This window comes from Sphingobacterium sp. PCS056 (assembly GCF_023273895.1).
Classification (GTDB): Bacteria; Bacteroidota; Bacteroidia; order Sphingobacteriales; family Sphingobacteriaceae; genus Sphingobacterium.
In genome coordinates, this window is sequence record NZ_CP096883.1 from 334,788 (window position 1) to 352,683 (window position 17,896).

General features: G+C 34.9%; 18 protein-coding genes. 13 read left to right on the plus strand and 5 right to left on the minus strand.

All coding sequences use genetic code 11. From position 1 onward, the window contains the following. Positions 1–80: 80 nt before the first annotated feature. The 12 genes from MUB18_RS01310 to MUB18_RS01365 all read left to right on the plus strand — a co-directional run bounded on the left by MUB18_RS01310 (position 81) and on the right by MUB18_RS01365 (position 12,139). The gene (locus tag MUB18_RS01310) at positions 81–617 is read left to right on the plus strand and encodes a YceD family protein (protein ID WP_045755112.1); all 537 of its coding nucleotides are present in this window, start codon (positions 81–83) and stop codon (positions 615–617) included. 14 nt (positions 618–631) lie between these two features. After that, positions 632–823, plus strand: coding sequence for a 50S ribosomal protein L32 (gene rpmF / locus MUB18_RS01315; RefSeq protein WP_021192035.1), 192 nt, complete (start codon positions 632–634; stop codon positions 821–823). A gap of 106 nt (positions 824–929) precedes the next feature. After that, a complete protein-coding gene (gene plsX / locus MUB18_RS01320; RefSeq protein ID WP_094772118.1) occupies positions 930–1,868 on the plus strand; it encodes a phosphate acyltransferase PlsX in 939 nt (312 codons plus the stop codon). Between the two features lie 5 nt (positions 1,869–1,873). Next, positions 1,874–2,863 (plus strand): beta-ketoacyl-ACP synthase III, encoded by a 990-nt coding sequence (locus MUB18_RS01325; RefSeq protein ID WP_045755110.1) that lies wholly within the window; start codon positions 1,874–1,876, stop codon positions 2,861–2,863. 80 nt (positions 2,864–2,943) lie between these two features. After that, positions 2,944–3,408 (plus strand): acetyl-CoA carboxylase biotin carboxyl carrier protein, encoded by a 465-nt coding sequence (gene accB / locus MUB18_RS01330; RefSeq protein WP_248754769.1) that lies wholly within the window; start codon positions 2,944–2,946, stop codon positions 3,406–3,408. Between the two features lie 82 nt (positions 3,409–3,490). Beyond that, positions 3,491–4,840, plus strand: coding sequence for an acetyl-CoA carboxylase biotin carboxylase subunit (accC, locus tag MUB18_RS01335; RefSeq protein WP_045755108.1), 1,350 nt, complete (start codon positions 3,491–3,493; stop codon positions 4,838–4,840). Positions 4,841–4,915: 75 nt separating this feature from the next. Then, positions 4,916–5,785: a twin-arginine translocase subunit TatC gene (gene tatC, locus MUB18_RS01340; RefSeq protein WP_045755107.1), complete on the plus strand. Its 870-nt coding sequence runs from the start codon at positions 4,916–4,918 to the stop codon at positions 5,783–5,785. Next, positions 5,785–6,231: a ribose 5-phosphate isomerase B gene (gene rpiB / locus MUB18_RS01345; RefSeq protein WP_045755106.1), complete on the plus strand. Its 447-nt coding sequence runs from the start codon at positions 5,785–5,787 to the stop codon at positions 6,229–6,231. The genes tatC and rpiB overlap by 1 nt, the downstream gene beginning before the upstream one ends. Positions 6,232–6,315: 84 nt before the next feature. After that, positions 6,316–7,890, plus strand: a complete 1,575-nt coding sequence (locus MUB18_RS01350) for a M28 family peptidase (RefSeq protein WP_248754770.1) — start codon at positions 6,316–6,318, stop codon at positions 7,888–7,890. A 323-nt stretch (positions 7,891–8,213) separates the two neighbouring features. Beyond that, complete coding sequence (locus MUB18_RS01355; RefSeq protein ID WP_248754771.1) at positions 8,214–10,901, plus strand: TonB-dependent receptor; 2,688 nt, start codon at positions 8,214–8,216, stop codon at positions 10,899–10,901. A gap of 46 nt (positions 10,902–10,947) precedes the next feature. Next, positions 10,948–11,844 (plus strand): DnaJ C-terminal domain-containing protein, encoded by an 897-nt coding sequence (locus tag MUB18_RS01360; RefSeq protein ID WP_045755103.1) that lies wholly within the window; start codon positions 10,948–10,950, stop codon positions 11,842–11,844. 4 nt (positions 11,845–11,848) lie between these two features. After that, positions 11,849–12,139 (plus strand): chaperone modulator CbpM, encoded by a 291-nt coding sequence (locus MUB18_RS01365; RefSeq protein ID WP_248754772.1) that lies wholly within the window; start codon positions 11,849–11,851, stop codon positions 12,137–12,139. A gap of 23 nt (positions 12,140–12,162) precedes the next feature. Here MUB18_RS01365 and MUB18_RS01370 read toward each other — a convergent pair whose 3' ends face one another. The 5 genes from MUB18_RS01370 to MUB18_RS01390 form a co-directional block, all read right to left on the minus strand. Further along, on the minus strand, positions 12,163–13,053 hold the full coding sequence (locus MUB18_RS01370) for a hypothetical protein (RefSeq protein ID WP_248754773.1): 891 nt from the start codon (positions 13,051–13,053) through the stop codon (positions 12,163–12,165). Between the two features lie 41 nt (positions 13,054–13,094). Beyond that, complete coding sequence (locus MUB18_RS01375; protein WP_248754774.1) at positions 13,095–14,762, minus strand: TonB family protein; 1,668 nt, start codon at positions 14,760–14,762, stop codon at positions 13,095–13,097. A 27-nt stretch (positions 14,763–14,789) separates the two neighbouring features. Next, complete coding sequence (locus MUB18_RS01380; RefSeq protein ID WP_153195015.1) at positions 14,790–15,164, minus strand: BlaI/MecI/CopY family transcriptional regulator; 375 nt, start codon at positions 15,162–15,164, stop codon at positions 14,790–14,792. 303 nt (positions 15,165–15,467) lie between these two features. Beyond that, positions 15,468–15,872: an alternative ribosome rescue aminoacyl-tRNA hydrolase ArfB gene (gene arfB, locus MUB18_RS01385; protein WP_052627713.1), complete on the minus strand. Its 405-nt coding sequence runs from the start codon at positions 15,870–15,872 to the stop codon at positions 15,468–15,470. Then, on the minus strand, positions 15,862–16,578 hold the full coding sequence (locus MUB18_RS01390; protein WP_248754775.1) for a DUF1003 domain-containing protein: 717 nt from the start codon (positions 16,576–16,578) through the stop codon (positions 15,862–15,864). The genes arfB and MUB18_RS01390 overlap by 11 nt, the downstream gene beginning before the upstream one ends. Before the next feature lie 157 nt (positions 16,579–16,735). Here MUB18_RS01390 and bshA point away from each other — a divergent pair, with 157 nt between their 5' ends. After that, positions 16,736–17,872, plus strand: a complete 1,137-nt coding sequence (gene bshA / locus MUB18_RS01395; protein ID WP_045755097.1) for an N-acetyl-alpha-D-glucosaminyl L-malate synthase BshA — start codon at positions 16,736–16,738, stop codon at positions 17,870–17,872. The last annotated feature ends 24 nt before the right edge of the window (positions 17,873–17,896 follow it).

Genomic DNA, 17,896 nt, shown 5'->3' on the forward strand with positions numbered 1-17,896 from the left:
TCCAGATTGAAATATATTTTTAAAAAAAGTTTCAATTCTAACTTATTTATATATACCTTTGCAGGCTCAAATGCAAGATTGTGAAACATCTAAAACAATACAGAATACCGTTTTCGGGGCTAAATGCAGGGAAGCACAATTTTGAGTTTGAAATAAATAAAAAGTTCTTTGATTGTTTTGAGCATTCCATTGTTAAAGATGGTCATCTAACAGCAAATGTCGAATTACAGAAGCAAGAGAATCTGCTTATTCTGAATTTCACAATTGTTGGCGATATCCAATTGACATGCGATATTTGTTTAAGCGAGTTTCCATCGCCAATAACAGTAAAAGAACGGATATTAGTCAAATTCACAGCTGAAGACTGGACTGATAATACAGAAGAAGTATTGGTATTATCTAAAAGCGATCATGAGCTAGACCTGACTGAATTGTTATATGAATATATCAATTTAGCTGTCCCTTTGTTTACGAAATGTAGTGATCAAGGAAGAAATATTACTTGTGATCCTGAAATGTTAGCACATATATCTATTGAGCAACCAAAGGAAGATCAAGCAGAAGAAGAAAACATTGACCCACGTTGGGCCGCATTAAGAAATATTAAAAATAACTAAAACAGAAATACGAGATGGCACATCCAAAGCGTAAGACTTCTAAATCAAGAAGAGACAAAAGAAGAACACATTATAAAGCAGACAGACCTAGCTTAAGCATTTGTAAAGAAACTGGTGCAGTTCATTTACCACATCGTGCATACACTGTAGATGGTAATTTGTACTACAACGGTAAATTAATCATTGAAAATACAGCTGTTGTCTAACTTAGATCTTTCAGAACATAAAACATCCCAAAATGAGTATAATTTTCAAATTATACTTTAATTTGGGATGTTTTTTGCGTATTATTGACTTGAAAAATAATCACGAATGAAGATTGGTTTAGATATTTTAGGTGGCGATTATGCCCCTAAAGCAACAATATTAGGTGCTATAGAAGCTCAACAACTCTTATCAGAGGATCAAAAACTTGTTCTTTTTGGTGATGAGGAAGAGACGAAGATACTTATTGAGAAAGCGGGGGGTAATCCTTCAGACTTTGAATATATACATGCACCCGAGAATATCAGTATGGGTGAACACCCTACTAAAGCGATTACACAAAAACCCAATTCTAGTATAGCCAAAGGCTTTGAATTGCTAAAAAATGGGGAAATTGACTCTTTTGCATCTGCCGGCAATACTGGTGCGATGCTTGTCGGATCAATTTTTAGTGTAAAAACAGTACCCGGCGTACTAAGACCTGCTATCACGACAATTGTACCCAAATTAAAATCTGGTTTTGGATTACTGCTTGATGTCGGTGCTAATGCAGATTGTAAACCCGAAATGCTTAATCAATTTGCCATTTTGGGAAGTTTGTATTCGCAGCACATGTTTGGCATCCCTTCGCCAAAAGTGGGTTTATTAAACATCGGTGAAGAAGAAGAAAAAGGAAATATCCTAACCACAACCACCTATCCCCTTTTAAAAAGTAATGATCGCATTAACTTCATCGGAAATGCTGAAGGTCGAGATCTGTTTTCAGATATTGCTGACGTATATGTTTGTGATGGTTTTACAGGGAATGTTGTGTTAAAGCTAGCAGAATCATTTTACGTAGTAACTTTGAAAAAAGGATTCAAGGACGAATTCTTCGATCGATTCAACTACGAGCAATATGGAGGCAGTCCTGTTTTGGGAGTAAATGCTCCTGTTATAATAGGCCATGGAATTTCGACTCCTCAGGCTATTAAAAATATGGTTTTACAATCTAGAGATATGATCCAGTCAGATTTTATTGACAAAATCAGATCTGCTTTTAATTAAATTTTATGTCAAAAATTCATGCTGCAATTACAGCAGTGGGGGGATATGTACCTGATTATATCCTCACAAATAAAGAGCTGGAAACTATGGTTGAAACCAATGACGAGTGGATTGTATCTCGTACAGGTATCAAAGAACGTAGAATCTTAAAAGGAGAAGGTAAAGCGACTTCAGACCTTGCTGTACCTGCGGTACAACAATTATTGGAAAAAAGAGGAATAGCTGCCACAGATATTGATTTAATCATCTTCTGTACGAGTACTCCTGATATGCTTTTTCCAGCTACAGCCAATATCTTAGCAGATAAAATTGGGGCTAAAAATGCTTGGGGATATGACCTACAGGCTGCTTGCTCTGGATTTCTTTTTGGATTGACAACAGGTGTTCAATTTATTGAATCTGGAAAACACAAAAAAGTATTGGTAGTCGGTGCTGATAAAATGTCTTCGGTGGTAAATTACGAAGATCGTAATACTTGTATTTTATTTGGCGATGGTTGCGGTGTGGTATTATTGGAACCTAATACAGAAGGAATGGGTATTCAGGATAGTATCTTGAAAACTGATGGCTCTGGTGGCCAATATTTAAATATCAAAGGTGGTGGTTCATTAAACCCTGCATCGCATGCTACTGTAGACGCTGGTTTGCACTACGCTTATCAAGAGGGAAAAACAGTATTTAAATTTGCTGTTACGAATATGGCGAATGTGGCTGCTGAGGTTATGGAAAAAAATAATCTTAAGGCTTCAGATATTGCTTATTTAGTACCCCATCAAGCAAACAAGCGTATTATCGATGCGACTGCTGAACGTGCTGGTCTACCCGAAGAAAAGGTCATGATTAACATCCAGAAATACGGTAATACAACAAGTGCTACAATTCCTTTATGCTTATGGGAATGGGAAAGTAAATTGAAAAAAGGTGATAACCTGATTTTAGCGGCTTTCGGTGGTGGATTTACTTGGGGATCAATATACTTAAAATGGGCTTACTAACTACAAATATTATTTTGTAGCTTTGAAGGCTGTTTTAAGAATTTTAAAAATTAACACTAAAATATTTAACCTGCATAACTATGGGTATGGACATTAAACAAATTCAAGACTTGATTAAATTCGTTTCAAAATCAGGTGTGAATGAAGTAGCAATCGAAGAAAAAGATTTCAAAATTACGATAAAAACGAATCAGGAGCCTACATATGTAACAGCTTCGGTTCCAGTTGCAGCAGCACCAATGGCTCCTCAACCTGCAGCCGTTGCTCCAGCAGCTGTTCCTGTCGCAGTTTCTGAGGAATCTAATTTTATCACTATCAAATCTCCAATGATCGGAACTTTTTACCGTTCGGCGGGACCAGGTAAGCCATCATTTGTAAATGCTGGTGATGAAATCAATACTGGTAATGTATTGTGTATTATTGAAGCAATGAAATTATTCAATGAAATTGAATCTGAAGTTTCAGGTAAAATTGTTAAAATATTGGTAGAAGATGCTCAACCAGTTGAGTTCGATCAACCATTATTCTTGGTAGATCCTAGATAAACAGTCGTCAATATTTTTATTGTCGATCCACATGAGCACACAGTAACTGTGCACTCATACCTCAAAACTTACAGAAAATACAATGTTTAAAAAAATATTAATAGCTAATAGAGGAGAAATCGCTTTACGCATTATTCGCACTTGCCGCGAAATGGGTATTAAAAGTGTAGCTGTTTATTCAACAGCTGATAAAGATAGTTTACACGTTCGTTTTGCGGATGAAGCTGTTTGTATCGGTCCTCCTGCCAGTAAAGATTCTTACTTAAACATCCCCAATATTATCTCGGCTGCAGAATTAACAAATGCAGATGCGATACACCCTGGATATGGTTTCTTAGCAGAAAATGCGCGTTTTTCAGCGATATGTGCACAGTATGGTATCAAATTTATTGGTCCAACTTCGGAACAAATTGAGAAAATGGGCGATAAATCACAAGCAAAAGCAACCATGAAGGAAGCTGGTGTACCTACGGTGCCTGGTTCAGATGGTCTTTTAAGCTCATTGCAAGAAGGTATTAAACTTGCTAAAGAAATCGGTTACCCTATTATCATTAAAGCTACGGCTGGTGGTGGCGGTAAGGGTATGCGTATTATATGGAAAGAAGAAGAATTTGAACATGCTTGGGATTCTGCTCGTCAGGAATCGGCTGCTGCTTTCGGTAACGACGGTATGTATTTAGAGAAATATGTAGAAGAGCCAAGACATATTGAAATTCAAGTAGTAGGTGATCAATATGGTACTGTGTGCCATTTATCGGAAAGAGATTGTTCTATTCAACGTCGTCACCAAAAATTATTGGAAGAGGCTCCTTCTCCTTTCATAACACCTGAGCTACGTCAGAAAATGGGCGAAGCTGCAATCAAAGGCGCTAAGGCTGTTAACTATGAAGGTGCAGGTACGGTGGAGTTTTTAGTTGATAAAAATCGTAACTTCTACTTCATGGAAATGAATACACGTATTCAGGTGGAGCACCCGGTAACGGAAGAAGTCATTAATTTTGATCTGATCAAAGAACAGATCAAAGTCGCTGCCGGCATTCCGATTTCTGGTAAAAACTACGAACCTACGATGCATGCGATCGAATGTCGTATCAATGCTGAAGATCCATTTAACAACTTCCGCCCGTCACCAGGAAAGATAACTAATTTTCATTCACCTGGGGGGCATGGGGTACGTATCGATACGCACGTATATGCTGGTTACACGATTCCTCCATATTATGACTCGATGATTGCTAAGGTAATCTGTGTGGCGCAAACACGTGAAGAAGCTATCTCGACAATGGAAAGAGCTTTGAGCGAATTCGTTATCGAAGGTATTAAAACTACAATCCCTCTTCATTTGCGATTAATGCGTGATCCAAACTTCAGAGCAGGTAACTTTACAACTAAGTTTATGGAAAGTTTTGACCTTTCAGAAGATCATATATAATAAAATTATCTTTACATAGATAAAAAATACCATTCTTTTCAATAAGAATGGTATTTTTGTTTACAAACAATTTTTATGAGTACTACAGAACGGAAAAGCCTAGTCGAATCTATAAAAGATAAAGGAAAAAATTTAGAAGCAGAAATGTCATTCTTTGATCATCTCGAAGTACTGAGATGGCATTTGGTGCGTTCGGTGATTGCGATTTGTATTTTTGCAGGTTTATCATTTACTTTCTATGATTTCGTTTTCAACGAGATCATCATGGGACCCAAAAATTTGAATTTCTGGACATACAGAATGATGTGTATCGTTGGGAACAAGTTTAATATTGATGGGTTCTGTGTGGAACATATTCCGTTCAATATTATCAATACCGAATTAGCGGGACAGTTTATGTTGCAAATCAACTCTTGTTTGCTCATGTCTTTATTAATGGGATTTCCTTATATTTTATTTGAAATTTGGCTTTTTATTAAACCTGCACTAACAGATATCGAACGAAGATCGGCTCGCGGATTTGTCTTTTATGCAACCTTATTGTTTGTATTAGGGGTTTTATTTGGATACTACGTCGTGGTGCCTTTATCGGTCAATTTCTTAGCTAATATTTCTTTAAGTATTGAAATCACCAATCAGATTACTATAGACTCTTATCTATCAACAATAGCGACTTTATCATTAGGTTGTGGTATTGTATTCTTACTACCAATATTGATCTTTATTCTTTCAAAATTAGGTATTATGACTCCAGAGTTTATGCGCGCTAGTAGAAGATATGCAACTGTAATTATTTTGGTTGTTGCAGCGATCATCACTCCTACTGCTGATGTCATCACGATGTTGACCGTGGCTACTCCGATGTTCCTTCTATACGAAATTAGTATCTTAGTATCGGCTAAGGTGAAAAAACAAAAATTAGCACAAGAAAAAAACAATATATAATGAGTACGTTAAAAACAATTGCAATAGGAAGTGATCATGCAGGTTTTGAATACAAAACAGCTATCGTAGCTTTATTAAAAGAATTAGGTTACGAAGTAAATGATTTGGGACCATACAACAGCGACTCGGTTGATTATCCAGATTACGCTCATCCTGTCGCAAGTCAAGTTGAGGATAAAAAAGCAGAACTAGGTGTATTGATTTGTGGCAGTGCCAATGGCGTAGCTATTACAGCAAACAAACATCAGGGGATACGTGCTGCAATCGCTTGGTTGGAAGAAATTGCAGCTTTAGCACGTCAACATAACGATGCAAATGTCGTATGTATACCCGCTCGATTTATCGACCTAGATCTTGCTAAATCAATCGTAAAAACATTTGTGACAACTGATTTTGAAGGTGGCAGACATGCAACTCGAGTTAATAAAATGGCCTGTGGTTGTTAATTTAACATAATTTAATAAGCGGAGAAGAGGTGCATATACTTTTTCTCCGTTTTTTTTGTTCTATTTGTTCTAAATGAAAAAACAATGAAAAAATTATTTAGTTTAATTTGTCTTATTTCTTCTATCTATAGCTGTGCCGTAGCCCAAAACCCAGCGGCCAAGTATGCTAATTTGATTACTGAAGAATCGTCAAAAAAACATCTTACCATTCTAGCATCGGTAGATTTTGAGGGACGTGGCACGGGTCAAAAAGGTGGCAGGCTGGCTACTGAATACATTGCAAATGAATTTAAAAAATTGGGATTAAGTGCACCGGTTGATGGTAAATATTTTCAACCTGTGAGTTTATTGAAAAATAGTTATCAAGTTAAAAATTTCAAAATTGATGGACGCCCTTTTATTAATGGACAAGATCTACTGGCATTGGGTAATAATGAACTAAAATCCATCAACGATAATGAAATTATTTTCATTGGTTATGGCATCGATGACCCTAAATATTCGGATATTAAAGGACTTGATCTGAAAGATAAGGTCGTACTGCTACTTAATGACAAAGAACCTGTTGATGAAAAGGGGAAATCTGTCATTACTGGAACATCTAAACTATCAGAATGGTCCACCGTCCGCAATAAGAAAATCAGAGAGATTTTGAAACATAAGCCTAAATTAGTATTAGCGTATACAGAGGATCTTGGCACATGGTTAGAAAATGCTGGTGATCGTGCTACTGAAGGTCGCTTCAATTTAGCTCAGGATCAAGCTCCTCCTGAAACCAATCCAATGCCAATCGTAGTCAATATTACAGACCATGTAGCAAATTATATTCTGAATCAAGGAAAAACTAGCCTTGCAAATATCACGGCTAAAATAAATCGCAATCAAAAACCACAATCTTTTGCAATCAAGACAGTTATTAATACGCAATTGGGTATAGTAACAGAACAATTCACAGATCCAAATGTATTGGGTCTGCTTGAAGGATCTGATCTAAAAGATGAAATCATTGTGATTGGTGGACATTATGATCACGATGGTAAGAGTGCCAATGGTACAATCTTCCCAGGAGCCGATGACAATGCGTCTGGTACTACTGCAGTGTTGGAACTGGCGAGAGCTTTTAGCCAAGCGAAAGCTGAAGGTAATGGTCCTCGAAGAAGTATATTATTCATCACTTATGCTGCCGAAGAAAAAGGATTATTAGGTTCTAAGTATTATACTGAAAATCCAATTTTTCCACTGAGCAATACGGTTACCTGTATTAATATTGATATGATCGGCCGTATTGATAATAAACATTTAAATGGTAATCATAACTATATACATGCTATTGGAGCAGATAAATTAAGCTCAGAATTGGCTACCATCAATAAAGAAGCGAATGCTAAGTCTAGCCAGTTGGAACTGGATTTTATGTATGATGATCCTCAAGATCCTATGCGATTATATTATCGTTCGGACCATTATAATTTCGCAAAGAAAGGTATACCTTCTATTTTTTACTTCTCTGGCTTACACCCTCATTATCACACACCGGATGATACTGTGGATAAAATTAATTTCCCTATTATGGTTAAAAGAGAGAAGTTTATTTTTCAAACTGCATGGGATGTTGCAAATCGTGATAAAAAACCTGCGGTAGATAGTCAAAAAGAATAGTCTTAAAATACGATAACATTTGAAAGTGGCTCCGAAGGAGGCCACTTTTTTTATGGCTAATATTATTTATTTGATGTACTATGGCGTTAGCGTGCACGTATCGATCTTGACTACCAGTTGACAGCCCTGAACTAATCATTTAATTGTATATTGAAGATATCATCTGTAAATCACCTCTTTAATAGTACCTCTTATGCATAGCTGTTTGGTCAACCACGAGCAAAATACCCACGAGTTGTTAAAAATAAGTTAATTAATAACCTTTACATAAAAAATCAATTATCTTAGAGAGCAATAAACCAACCTTTACCCTAAGATCAATTATGAAGCTATATCTAATCGTATTGCTATGCTTATTTTTTAATTATGCCTTTTCCCAAAACTCTGGAAGTTTGAGTGGTACTGTCGTTGATCAAGACAATAAACCTCTTGAAAAGGCTACCGTTTCTATTCTCATGCAACAAGATTCAGCTGTACTCTCTTATTCTTTAAGCAATGGGAAGGGGGAATTCAACTTTGTTAAGCTTCCTGCGAATAAAAAATTGATCTTATACATTTCTCATATCAACAGCAATAACCATCATCAAGATATTGTATTGGCTGTTGAAGAAAAAAAACAATTAGATACAATCAAACTTGGAGGTAAGCTTTTAGATGAAGTGGTCATATCAGTAGCTCCCCCTGTCCGGATGAATAAAGATACTCTTGAATACAATACTGATTTTTTTAAAACAAGACCAAATGCTAATGCCGAAGAACTTTTAAAGCAGCTACCAGGACTACAAATCAATATGGATGGTACTATTTATTATCAAGGTAAAGAGGTGTCGCAAGTAAAAGTAAATGGAAAAGATTTTTTTGCAAGCGACCTACGCATAGCAACTCGAAACCTAGATGCTTCTCTTATTAAAACGGTACAAGTATATCGTGATAAAGGTGAATCCAAAAAGATAGTGGAAGATGAAGAAAAATTGCCAATCACGATCAATCTAAAATTCAAAAAAGATTTTCTCAGAGCTAGTTTTGGCAAATTATATGGGAGTGCGGGTACTAGAGATCGCTATGAAGCTGGGGGACTATTCAATACTTTTCGAGATACACTACAAGTGAGTTTTATAGGTTTTGGTAATAATATCAATCGGGAAAGTTTCGACTATAATGAACTTAATCAACATGGTGGACTGGGAAGATCCGAAAATTATGGGTTTAACGATTTTGGCGGACGAAATTATAATGGAAAAGCAAATGATATAGCAGCAGGATTTAACCTCAATAATGACTGGGGAAAAAAAAGTAAGCTAAATATCATGTATATGTTAAAATACAAGAAAGAAGAAGGACAAAATACCGGAAATCAAACTGCTCTTTTTGACAATGTCGAACAATTTAATGAAAATGAATATAATACGTACAACAATTCATTATCACATAATGTCAATTCTCTTTTTAGATATAGGATGGATACTACCGCCTATTTTGAGTTTATCCCTAAGATTTCGATCAACAATAATGATGGACATAGTGATAGTTGGATGAGGACGTATACAAAAGAGAACTCGTTAAACTATAGTATCAATAACAACAAGACCGAGAGGTCTAATTTCAACTATGATCATGGGTTTTATATTGAAAAACTATTACATAAAAACCATATTATCTCATTAAGAAATAACATCAATATTAGAAATGATAAAGAAGAAGAAAACGGAAATCAATGGACTCAAATTTTTCAAAACCCAGTTCCAAGTTCTAGTTTATTTGAAAACAAAAGGAAAAACGAAAAATCAAATAGTACCAATACTTTTCTAGGATATAATAATAAAAGTATTGAAAAATTAAATTTTGACTTTTACATTTCTTTTAACACAATTGAGCAAGGCCCACAAGAAAGTATATACTATGACCGGGATAGTACAGGCATCGTACATGGTGAACAATTTGAGAATAGCTATCGGTTTAAATCGGAAGAATATATATCTGGAATTAAATTCTTTTGGAAACCCGTCAAAAAATTATTCGTAAACTTTGGCACTGCCTATGCAATTAAAGATAATCACTTTAATTTATTGAAGATTAATGAGCGAAAATCGACATCCAATGGATATTGGCTTCCTAATATTAATATCCGATTTCATGATTTTGATGTCTCTTGGTCAAAAGATCTGGAGTCACCAGCGACATATAGAACTCAGGTTGTGACAGATACTTTGAATCCGCTGATAACCCGATTACCATCTTTTTTTTACGAAAATATTCTTCGGCAAAATGCTAGATTCTCCTTTAATAAATACAAACAAAAATACCAGGTCGGTATTCATATCAATATAAATTATAAAGATAAAAGTGAAGGCTACAAAAGTTGGAGAGATGTATCTAATGGTCACTATACGGTCCAATCATTTCAAGCTAGATCTACAAGTAACCAAAGCTTTTATCTCTATGGAAGATACAATTTTAAATCAGGAAAAGATTGGACTTTTTATATTTCTCAAAATACTAGTTTATACACTTATCAGCAATATGCGTCTATCAATAATGTGGATAATAAATTAACAAACCTAGGTATAAATCTGACGCAAGAATTTTCTATTACTTGGAAAAATCTAATTGGTTTTACACCGAAATACACGTATAGCTGGAATAAATCCATGAACTCTGTTAAAAACAATCCTGACTTTCTAGAGAATGCTTATGAAACTCACAAAATCGGAGCGGGACTAAATATAAATCCTTTAAAAGGATTTTCTTTGGAAACTTCTTATTCTTTGGAAAATAGAGCAAGTGGTTTAAATGAAAGAGAAAATTATCATATCTTAAATTCATCTTTTTACTATACCCTGAAAAATAATTCTCAAATTAAGTTAACAGGTTTTGATATATTAAATCAAAATAGACAAAACTATTGGGGCAACAGCGGAAATACAACTTATTTCCAAAATACTATTACTTTGAGACAATACTTTTTATTGGGATATATTTATAAATTTAAAGTAACGAAATTGAAAAATTAAACAAACATGGTTTTGATTTGTTGAAACTATAGCAAATATATTAAATATGGCATTTGTAGATTACTATAAAGTACTAGGTATTGAAAAAACCGCATCTACTGATGATGTGAAAAAGGCGTATCGCAAATTAGCGCGAAAATATCATCCTGATCTTAATCCTAACGATGAGGCTGCGAAACAAAAATTTCAGGAAATCAATGAGGCAAACGAAGTGCTTTCAGATAGTGAAAAGCGTAAAAAGTACGATCAATATGGAGAAAACTGGCAACGTGGTGAGGAATATGAGAAAGCACAGCAGCAGTATCGTCAATCGGGAGGCAATACCTATGGTGGATCTCAAAGCTACTCAGGTAATTTTGACGATGGACAATTTTCTGATTTTTTTGAACAAATGTTTGGTAGCAGAGCCGGTGGTGGAAGAAGAAATAATTTCCGTGGTCAGGATCTGAATGCCGACTTAGAGTTGACACAACAACAAGCATACACCACGCATGCACAGACCTTTACCATTAATGGAAAAAATATCCGCATCACCATCCAAGCTGGTATGGAAGATGGTCAAAAAATAAAACTAAAGGGTCTTGGCAGTGAGGGACTCAATGGAGGGCCCAAAGGCGACCTTTACATCACTTTTCACATTGTTCCCGACCCAAAGTTCAAGAGACAGGGAAATGATCTGTATACGTCTTTAGATATTGATTTATACACCGCTATTTTGGGAGGTGAGGGTATTCTTGAGACATATGGTGGTAAAGTAAAACTTAAAATTCATCCGGAAACACAAAACAATGCCAAAGTAAGATTAAAAGGAAAAGGTTTCCCTATCTATAAAAAAGAAGGTGAATACGGTGATTTATATGTCACTATAAATATTGTTATCCCGACTAATCTAACGGATAAAGAAAAGGAACTATTCCAACAATTAGCTGATCTAAAAAAATAATCTCATGGAACGGACTCTTATAAAATTATCGGATTACTGCCTTTCAGGGAAAGCTGAAATCACGTTTATTGACACGCTAAATGAATATGGTCTTCTTCACATTATCATTGAACAAGAGGAAAAATATATCGAAGAAGATCAACTTAAAGATTTGGAAAGATTTTCGGATTGGTATTATGATTTGGATGTCAATCCCGCTGGTATAGAGGTTGCCCATCATCTTATTCAAAAAGTAGAGGCACTTCAACATGAATTGTACCGATTAAAAAATCAGCTTAAATCTTGGGACACATAATTCCAAGATTTAAGCTGTATTGGTCAATGCTTATCATGGTCTAAATGATCATCGTTAACAACTACTTCCTTTCGCCAAATAACACGATGCTGCAGATCTGTTAATTCTAACTGATATATTCCTTTACAAACAACAAAAGATCCATATGATTGGCCTGGCTGTAGAAGTCTATAGATGATTAGTTTCGTTGCGCCATCGCCATTTTGCAAAAAACCTTTCATCAATGTGTAATTTTCTCGTTGAATGAAATCAGTTGGGATTTTATAATCAAAATGACCTCTACTACTATCATCAGGACAAAGAATCTCCGTGCGGCTAGGTGTAAAAATATAATGCTGACTATACATGGCGGCATTTGAAATGGCAAGATCTTCTATTTGATCAAAATGATCATTATATCTGTCCGGAATAATATAGATCAAGCTTACATACTCTTCTTTTCCTAATTCCTGCTTAAAGGGAATTATAGCATGATAGATCTTACGTCTTTTAAATGTAGTTATTTGATAATAATATTTTCCTTCTTCAGTTCTTTTAATTGAAAATCCATCTTTGGAGATTAAATTTTTTGTATTTTTAAAACGTTCACTAGTTTTATTATTGATTAAACTAATCAATCTGAATGTGCTATCACCAGTACTCTGCCCACTAAATAAAACAGTATAGCCAGAAGTGGAATAACCGAGTTTCTGGATGAGCTGCTTATCACTTTTTGACAGATGACCGGTCTGCAATCCAATTTTTGTCTTTTTATCATAATTTAAGAAATGATTCCCCACATATACCGACATATTGCGGTCAACATTAACAAAATATTCATCCCCCTCGACTATAAACCCTTTGGGCGTAAACTGATAGGATGATCGGCATGAAATCAAGACGTTCACTGTAAATAATATAACAAGAATTTTCATGATATGTCAAAAATAAAGCTCCCTGGAAGGAGCCTTTAAGTTTATTGAATGATTGTGTTTAATCGGATGGGCAATGTGTAAGCAACGCGCACAGTATGTCCGTTTTGAATGCCAGGCCTCCATTTTTCAGGATAATTTTTAATGACATCAACTGCCGCCTGACCGGTTCCATACTTTAAATCCTTTTTAATTTCTACATTGGAAAGGCTTCCATCCTTTTCAACAATAAAACTAACTTCTACTACACCGTTTATTCCGTTTTTCAATGCTTCGGAAGGATAGCTATAATGAGCACCAATATATTTCATGAATTCTCCCATGCCCTGAGGGGGATTAGGTTTTACTTCGACAGCACTAAATATGGTATTTGGTCCTGGATTACTATCTTCTTGAACTGTTGATGAGCTCTGCAAAATGTATTTTTGATTGCTATCATGAGATACCTGATCTTTAGTGACTATAGGAGGAGGAAATTTGACATGATCGATTTTAATTGGAAGTGTAAATGCAACACGTACGGGCTTTCCTTTGTGAATTCCTGCTTTCCATTTTTTCCCATTTTTAACAACGGCTTCAGCTGCTAGAGCAGATCCAAATCCTAAATCATTTTTTGCTTTCACATGGGTTACGCGACCATCTTTTTCAACAGTAAATCCTACTGAAATTGTACCTGTTATATGGTTGTCAGTCATTTCTTTTGTATACTTGAAATTCTGACCAATGTATTTCATATAAGCCTGCATACCTCCAACTGGCTGAGGTAAGACTTCAGGTCTAGCATAAATTTTATCCTCTTGTTCTAATTCTGGCATTTCAATCAGTGAACTTACGGCATGTGACACTGCTGGTAATTTTACATCTATGACTTTAATCAGTTCGGTCTTAGCATCGACTGTATTATTTAAAACAAGTCCTGCAAAACCAATGATACCAGCAATTGGAATCATCAAAGTATATTTCCATTGATTGGATTTTTTTGATCTATTTTGAAATAACATCATAATTCTCTTTTTTAAAATGGACTCACTGGCAAACTCATGTGATAAGATATGAGTGGGCACGCGAAGTGCATTTGCGATTAATAATTCTGCATAAGATGTTTTATCTGTTGCAGCACAAAGTTGATCAGCAATACATTCATGCTGAAATTTCAATTCTTTGATATAAAAAAAGAGTACAGGATTGAACCAGTTAAAAATTCGGACGATCTCTATTAATAAAATATCATAAGAATGACCTTGCTGAACATGAACCAATTCATGACGATAAATGATGGTATTGTGCTTAGCTTCCTGACCGATATAAATAAAACTTAGAAAAGAAAATGATGTATTTCCCTCTGATTGATTAAATCGCTGATAAAGTCTGATTAATCGAATCAAAAAATACAGAACTGCAATGGATATCGAAAGCCAATATATGAGCTCAAAATTCCAGTTTAATTGCGAAAAATGATGCTGATGAACGATTTTGATTTCAGGAATACTCAATTCGGCCAATTCGAGAGAGATAGCAGGCATTAACTTCGCTTTATAAGCTAGATTGGATAAATCTATAAACCGTATCGCTGGTAGAGTAAAAGACAATACTACTGCACTCAATAAATAAACTCTATTTCCCTGAAAAAAAGTTAGTTTGCGCAAAAACACATGGTAAATGATATAGAATGCAATTAAACTTAAATTGGCTAAAATGAGATAAGCGATCATAATATGGGATTTAATTGTTGAAAAACACTACATTTTCTTTTGTTTTGCAATCATCTCTAATAACTCATTGACTTCACCAAGGTCCAACTTATTTTCTTCTAAAAAATAAGATAGCATACTCGTAGCTGAGTTATCAAAATAATTATGCAATAGTTTTCCTGTTATTAGTTTTTTATATTCTTCTTTTGAAATCTTTGGGATATAACGATGGCTTTTCCCATAAGATTCGTGCTCCAGAAAACCCTTGGTTTCCAAAATGCGCACTATTGTAGAAACTGTATTATATGCTGGTTTTGGTTCTGGTAAACGATCGATCACTTCTTTAACAAAGGCTCCATTCATTTCCCATAGCTCATGCATAATTTGCTCTTCAGCTTTTGTAAGTTCTTTAATTTCGTTCATAACTCTTTTTAATAAAAAGGCACGTCTGCCGATAATCGATTATATAACAAGTATAAAACTAAAAATTTAGTTATCCAACTAAAAGATTAGTTATTGTATTTAAAACACTAATAATGAGGAATATAAAATTAATTAGGATCTATAATTGTATTAAAGATTTCCATATATTTTATAAAGAAGTTTCTCTAAATCCCGTGTTTTGATTTAAAGCGTTAAAATAATAAGGGGGTTAACGATCATGAATAATTTTAAATGCTGTGGAGTAGCTATTTAAAATTAATGATTGGAAGCACAGATACTTTTTTAATCTCCACTCCATCGACGATTATTTTTCTTTTCGGCCTGTTTAGCCTTTCGATCTAATCGATCTAAAACTTTACGATATGGTATTTTTGTCTTCTTACGAGATTTCATAGGCGTCAAAGCGGTATTGACGATATGCAAAAAACGTTCTATAGCTATTTCTTTATTTTTTAATTGGGAACGATCAGTATCACATTCCAACTGAAATATCGCTTCTTTATTAATTCTATTACTTAGAACATCCGTAATCAATGTTTTCTGATCTTCATTTAGGCACATACTTTCCAAAACGGGCCATTGTAATAGCACTTTGGAAGACACTTTATTAACATGTTGTCCACCTGCGCCACCTGAACGCGTAAATTTGAATGTTAATTCTTTTATTAATAATTCCTTATTTATCATGAGTATTTCTCTCTAATTTATCTATTTTTTCAATTAGATCCTTAATGATATCGAGCTGAAACTGTTGCATTTCGATTAATTCTTGCTCTTTATGAATCAATAAATGATCAACTTTTTCATGTAAAGTACGAATCTCCAATTCGGCCTTTAGATTGATCATATAGTCATTTTGAGCACGTTTTCGATCCTTATCTTCTTGTCTATTTTGACTCATCATAATGACGGGTGCTTGTAGTGCTGCTATACATGATAATAACAAATTGAGCAAAATAAATGGATATGGATCGAATCCCTTATCATTTAACCAATAAATGTTAAAAAAGATCCAACACATCAAAAATGCCAGAAAAGATAAGATAAAGGTCCAACTTCCTCCAAAATTAGCGACTTTGTCTGCTATGCGCTCACCAAAAGATTCTTTGATTTCTTCTTGGTCGATTGAAGCACTGAGTACTTGATTGTTACTTAAACTTTCAACCACTAACTTATCAAGCTGTTTCAACTCTCCCAATTCATTTTTTAAAATTGTGGAAATATATTTTTCTTTATATCCGTCCAATTCATTAGATGAAATCAACGATTCTTTGGAAAATTGTGGAAAGTCTTCTTTAACAAGATCAAAAATGGAGCTTCTTAATGTTGATCCCAGGACTTTACTACTGATCGGAAAAGTTTTTCCTGATATGCTACTTACAAAAGTCTTCATAATATGTTTTCTTAATACGGTACAAGATAATTTTTTTCAATCAATAAAGTGTCAACAACATCTCATGACTCTGAGTTATGCTTAAAAAAATTATTGCATTCGTGTGATAGGCTGTTTTACAAAATAATCTTTAATTTGCAGTAAATAAAAAAGCATTATGAAAATTGGGATTGTATGTTATCCAACATTCGGCGGTAGTGGCGTCGTAGCGACAGAACTTGGAAAGGCTTTGGCTACGCATGGACATCAGGTTCATTTCATCACTTACCGGCAACCTGCGCGCTTAGACTTTTTTTCGGAAAATCTATTTTATCATGAAGTCGCTGTTTCACAATACCCACTTTTTGATTTTTTACCTTACGAATCGGCATTGGCGAGTAAACTGGTGGATGTTGTCCGTTTTGAAAAATTGGACGTTATTCATGTTCATTATGCCATCCCACATGCTTCAGCGGCCTTTATGGCTAAACAAATTTTGTTAACATATGGCATTAATATTCCTGTTGTAACAACACTACACGGTACAGATATCACTTTAGTTGGTAAGGATAAAAGTTTTAGCCCTGTTGTGACGTTTTCCATCAATCAGTCCGATGGTGTAACGACGGTATCACAAAGTTTAAAAGATCAAACGCTTACATTTTTCGATATTAAAAGAGATATTCAAGTTATTCCAAACTTTATTGACTTGGAAAGATTCAGTATCAAAGATCGCTCTCATTTCAAAAGAGCAATTGCTCCCGGCAATGAGCGTATTTTGATCCATACTTCAAACTTCAGAAAAGTAAAAAATACAGGTGATGTTATTCGTATTTTCCAAAAAGTAAATGAACATATTCCGAGTAAGCTATTGATGGTCGGTGACGGTCCTGAACGAACCAACGCGGAAGAATTGTGTCGTGATCTGGGTGTATGTCAAGATGTTCGATTTTTAGGAAAGCAGGATGCTGTAGAAGAAATTTTATCGGTTTCGGATCTCTTTCTAATGCCATCAAGTTCCGAAAGTTTTGGTCTTGCAGCTTTGGAGGCAATGGCTTGTAAAGTTCCCGTTATTTCTACCAATACAGGGGGATTACCGGAACTGAATGTAAATGGTGAGACGGGTTTTTTAAGTGACATCGGTGATGTGGATGAGATGGCAAAAAATGCGATCTATATATTAGAGGATAATGATCGTCTAGAAAAATTTAAAGATGCTGCATTAGCACGCGCGAAAACATTTCAGCTCAGTAATATCATGCCCCAGTATGAAGAATATTATAGAGAAGTGATAGAAAAAGTTAAAAATTCCTAATAAATATAACTTTCGTCCTTATCG

Excerpts from the sequence above, each read along its gene's own strand:
- MUB18_RS01375 (WP_248754774.1), bottom strand. The coding sequence starts at position 14,762 with ATGATCGCTTATCTCATTTTAGCCAATTTAAGTTTAATTGCATTCTAT.
- arfB (WP_052627713.1), bottom strand. The coding sequence starts at position 15,872 with ATGATAAATAAGGAATTATTAATAAAAGAATTAACATTCAAATTTACG.
- MUB18_RS01380 (WP_153195015.1), bottom strand. The coding sequence starts at position 15,164 with ATGAACGAAATTAAAGAACTTACAAAAGCTGAAGAGCAAATTATGCAT.
- MUB18_RS01390 (WP_248754775.1), bottom strand. The coding sequence starts at position 16,578 with ATGAAGACTTTTGTAAGTAGCATATCAGGAAAAACTTTTCCGATCAGT.
- MUB18_RS01360 (WP_045755103.1), top strand. The coding sequence starts at position 10,948 with ATGGCATTTGTAGATTACTATAAAGTACTAGGTATTGAAAAAACCGCA.
- MUB18_RS01350 (WP_248754770.1), top strand. The coding sequence starts at position 6,316 with ATGAAAAAATTATTTAGTTTAATTTGTCTTATTTCTTCTATCTATAGC.
- accC (WP_045755108.1), top strand. The coding sequence starts at position 3,491 with ATGTTTAAAAAAATATTAATAGCTAATAGAGGAGAAATCGCTTTACGC.
- MUB18_RS01365 (WP_248754772.1), top strand. The coding sequence starts at position 11,849 with ATGGAACGGACTCTTATAAAATTATCGGATTACTGCCTTTCAGGGAAA.
- tatC (WP_045755107.1), top strand. The coding sequence starts at position 4,916 with ATGAGTACTACAGAACGGAAAAGCCTAGTCGAATCTATAAAAGATAAA.
- MUB18_RS01370 (WP_248754773.1), bottom strand. The coding sequence starts at position 13,053 with ATGAAAATTCTTGTTATATTATTTACAGTGAACGTCTTGATTTCATGC.
- MUB18_RS01355 (WP_248754771.1), top strand. The coding sequence starts at position 8,214 with ATGAAGCTATATCTAATCGTATTGCTATGCTTATTTTTTAATTATGCC.
- MUB18_RS01325 (WP_045755110.1), top strand. The coding sequence starts at position 1,874 with ATGTCAAAAATTCATGCTGCAATTACAGCAGTGGGGGGATATGTACCT.
- accB (WP_248754769.1), top strand. The coding sequence starts at position 2,944 with ATGGGTATGGACATTAAACAAATTCAAGACTTGATTAAATTCGTTTCA.
- rpiB (WP_045755106.1), top strand. The coding sequence starts at position 5,785 with ATGAGTACGTTAAAAACAATTGCAATAGGAAGTGATCATGCAGGTTTT.
- plsX (WP_094772118.1), top strand. The coding sequence starts at position 930 with ATGAAGATTGGTTTAGATATTTTAGGTGGCGATTATGCCCCTAAAGCA.
- bshA (WP_045755097.1), top strand. The coding sequence starts at position 16,736 with ATGAAAATTGGGATTGTATGTTATCCAACATTCGGCGGTAGTGGCGTC.
- rpmF (WP_021192035.1), top strand. The coding sequence starts at position 632 with ATGGCACATCCAAAGCGTAAGACTTCTAAATCAAGAAGAGACAAAAGA.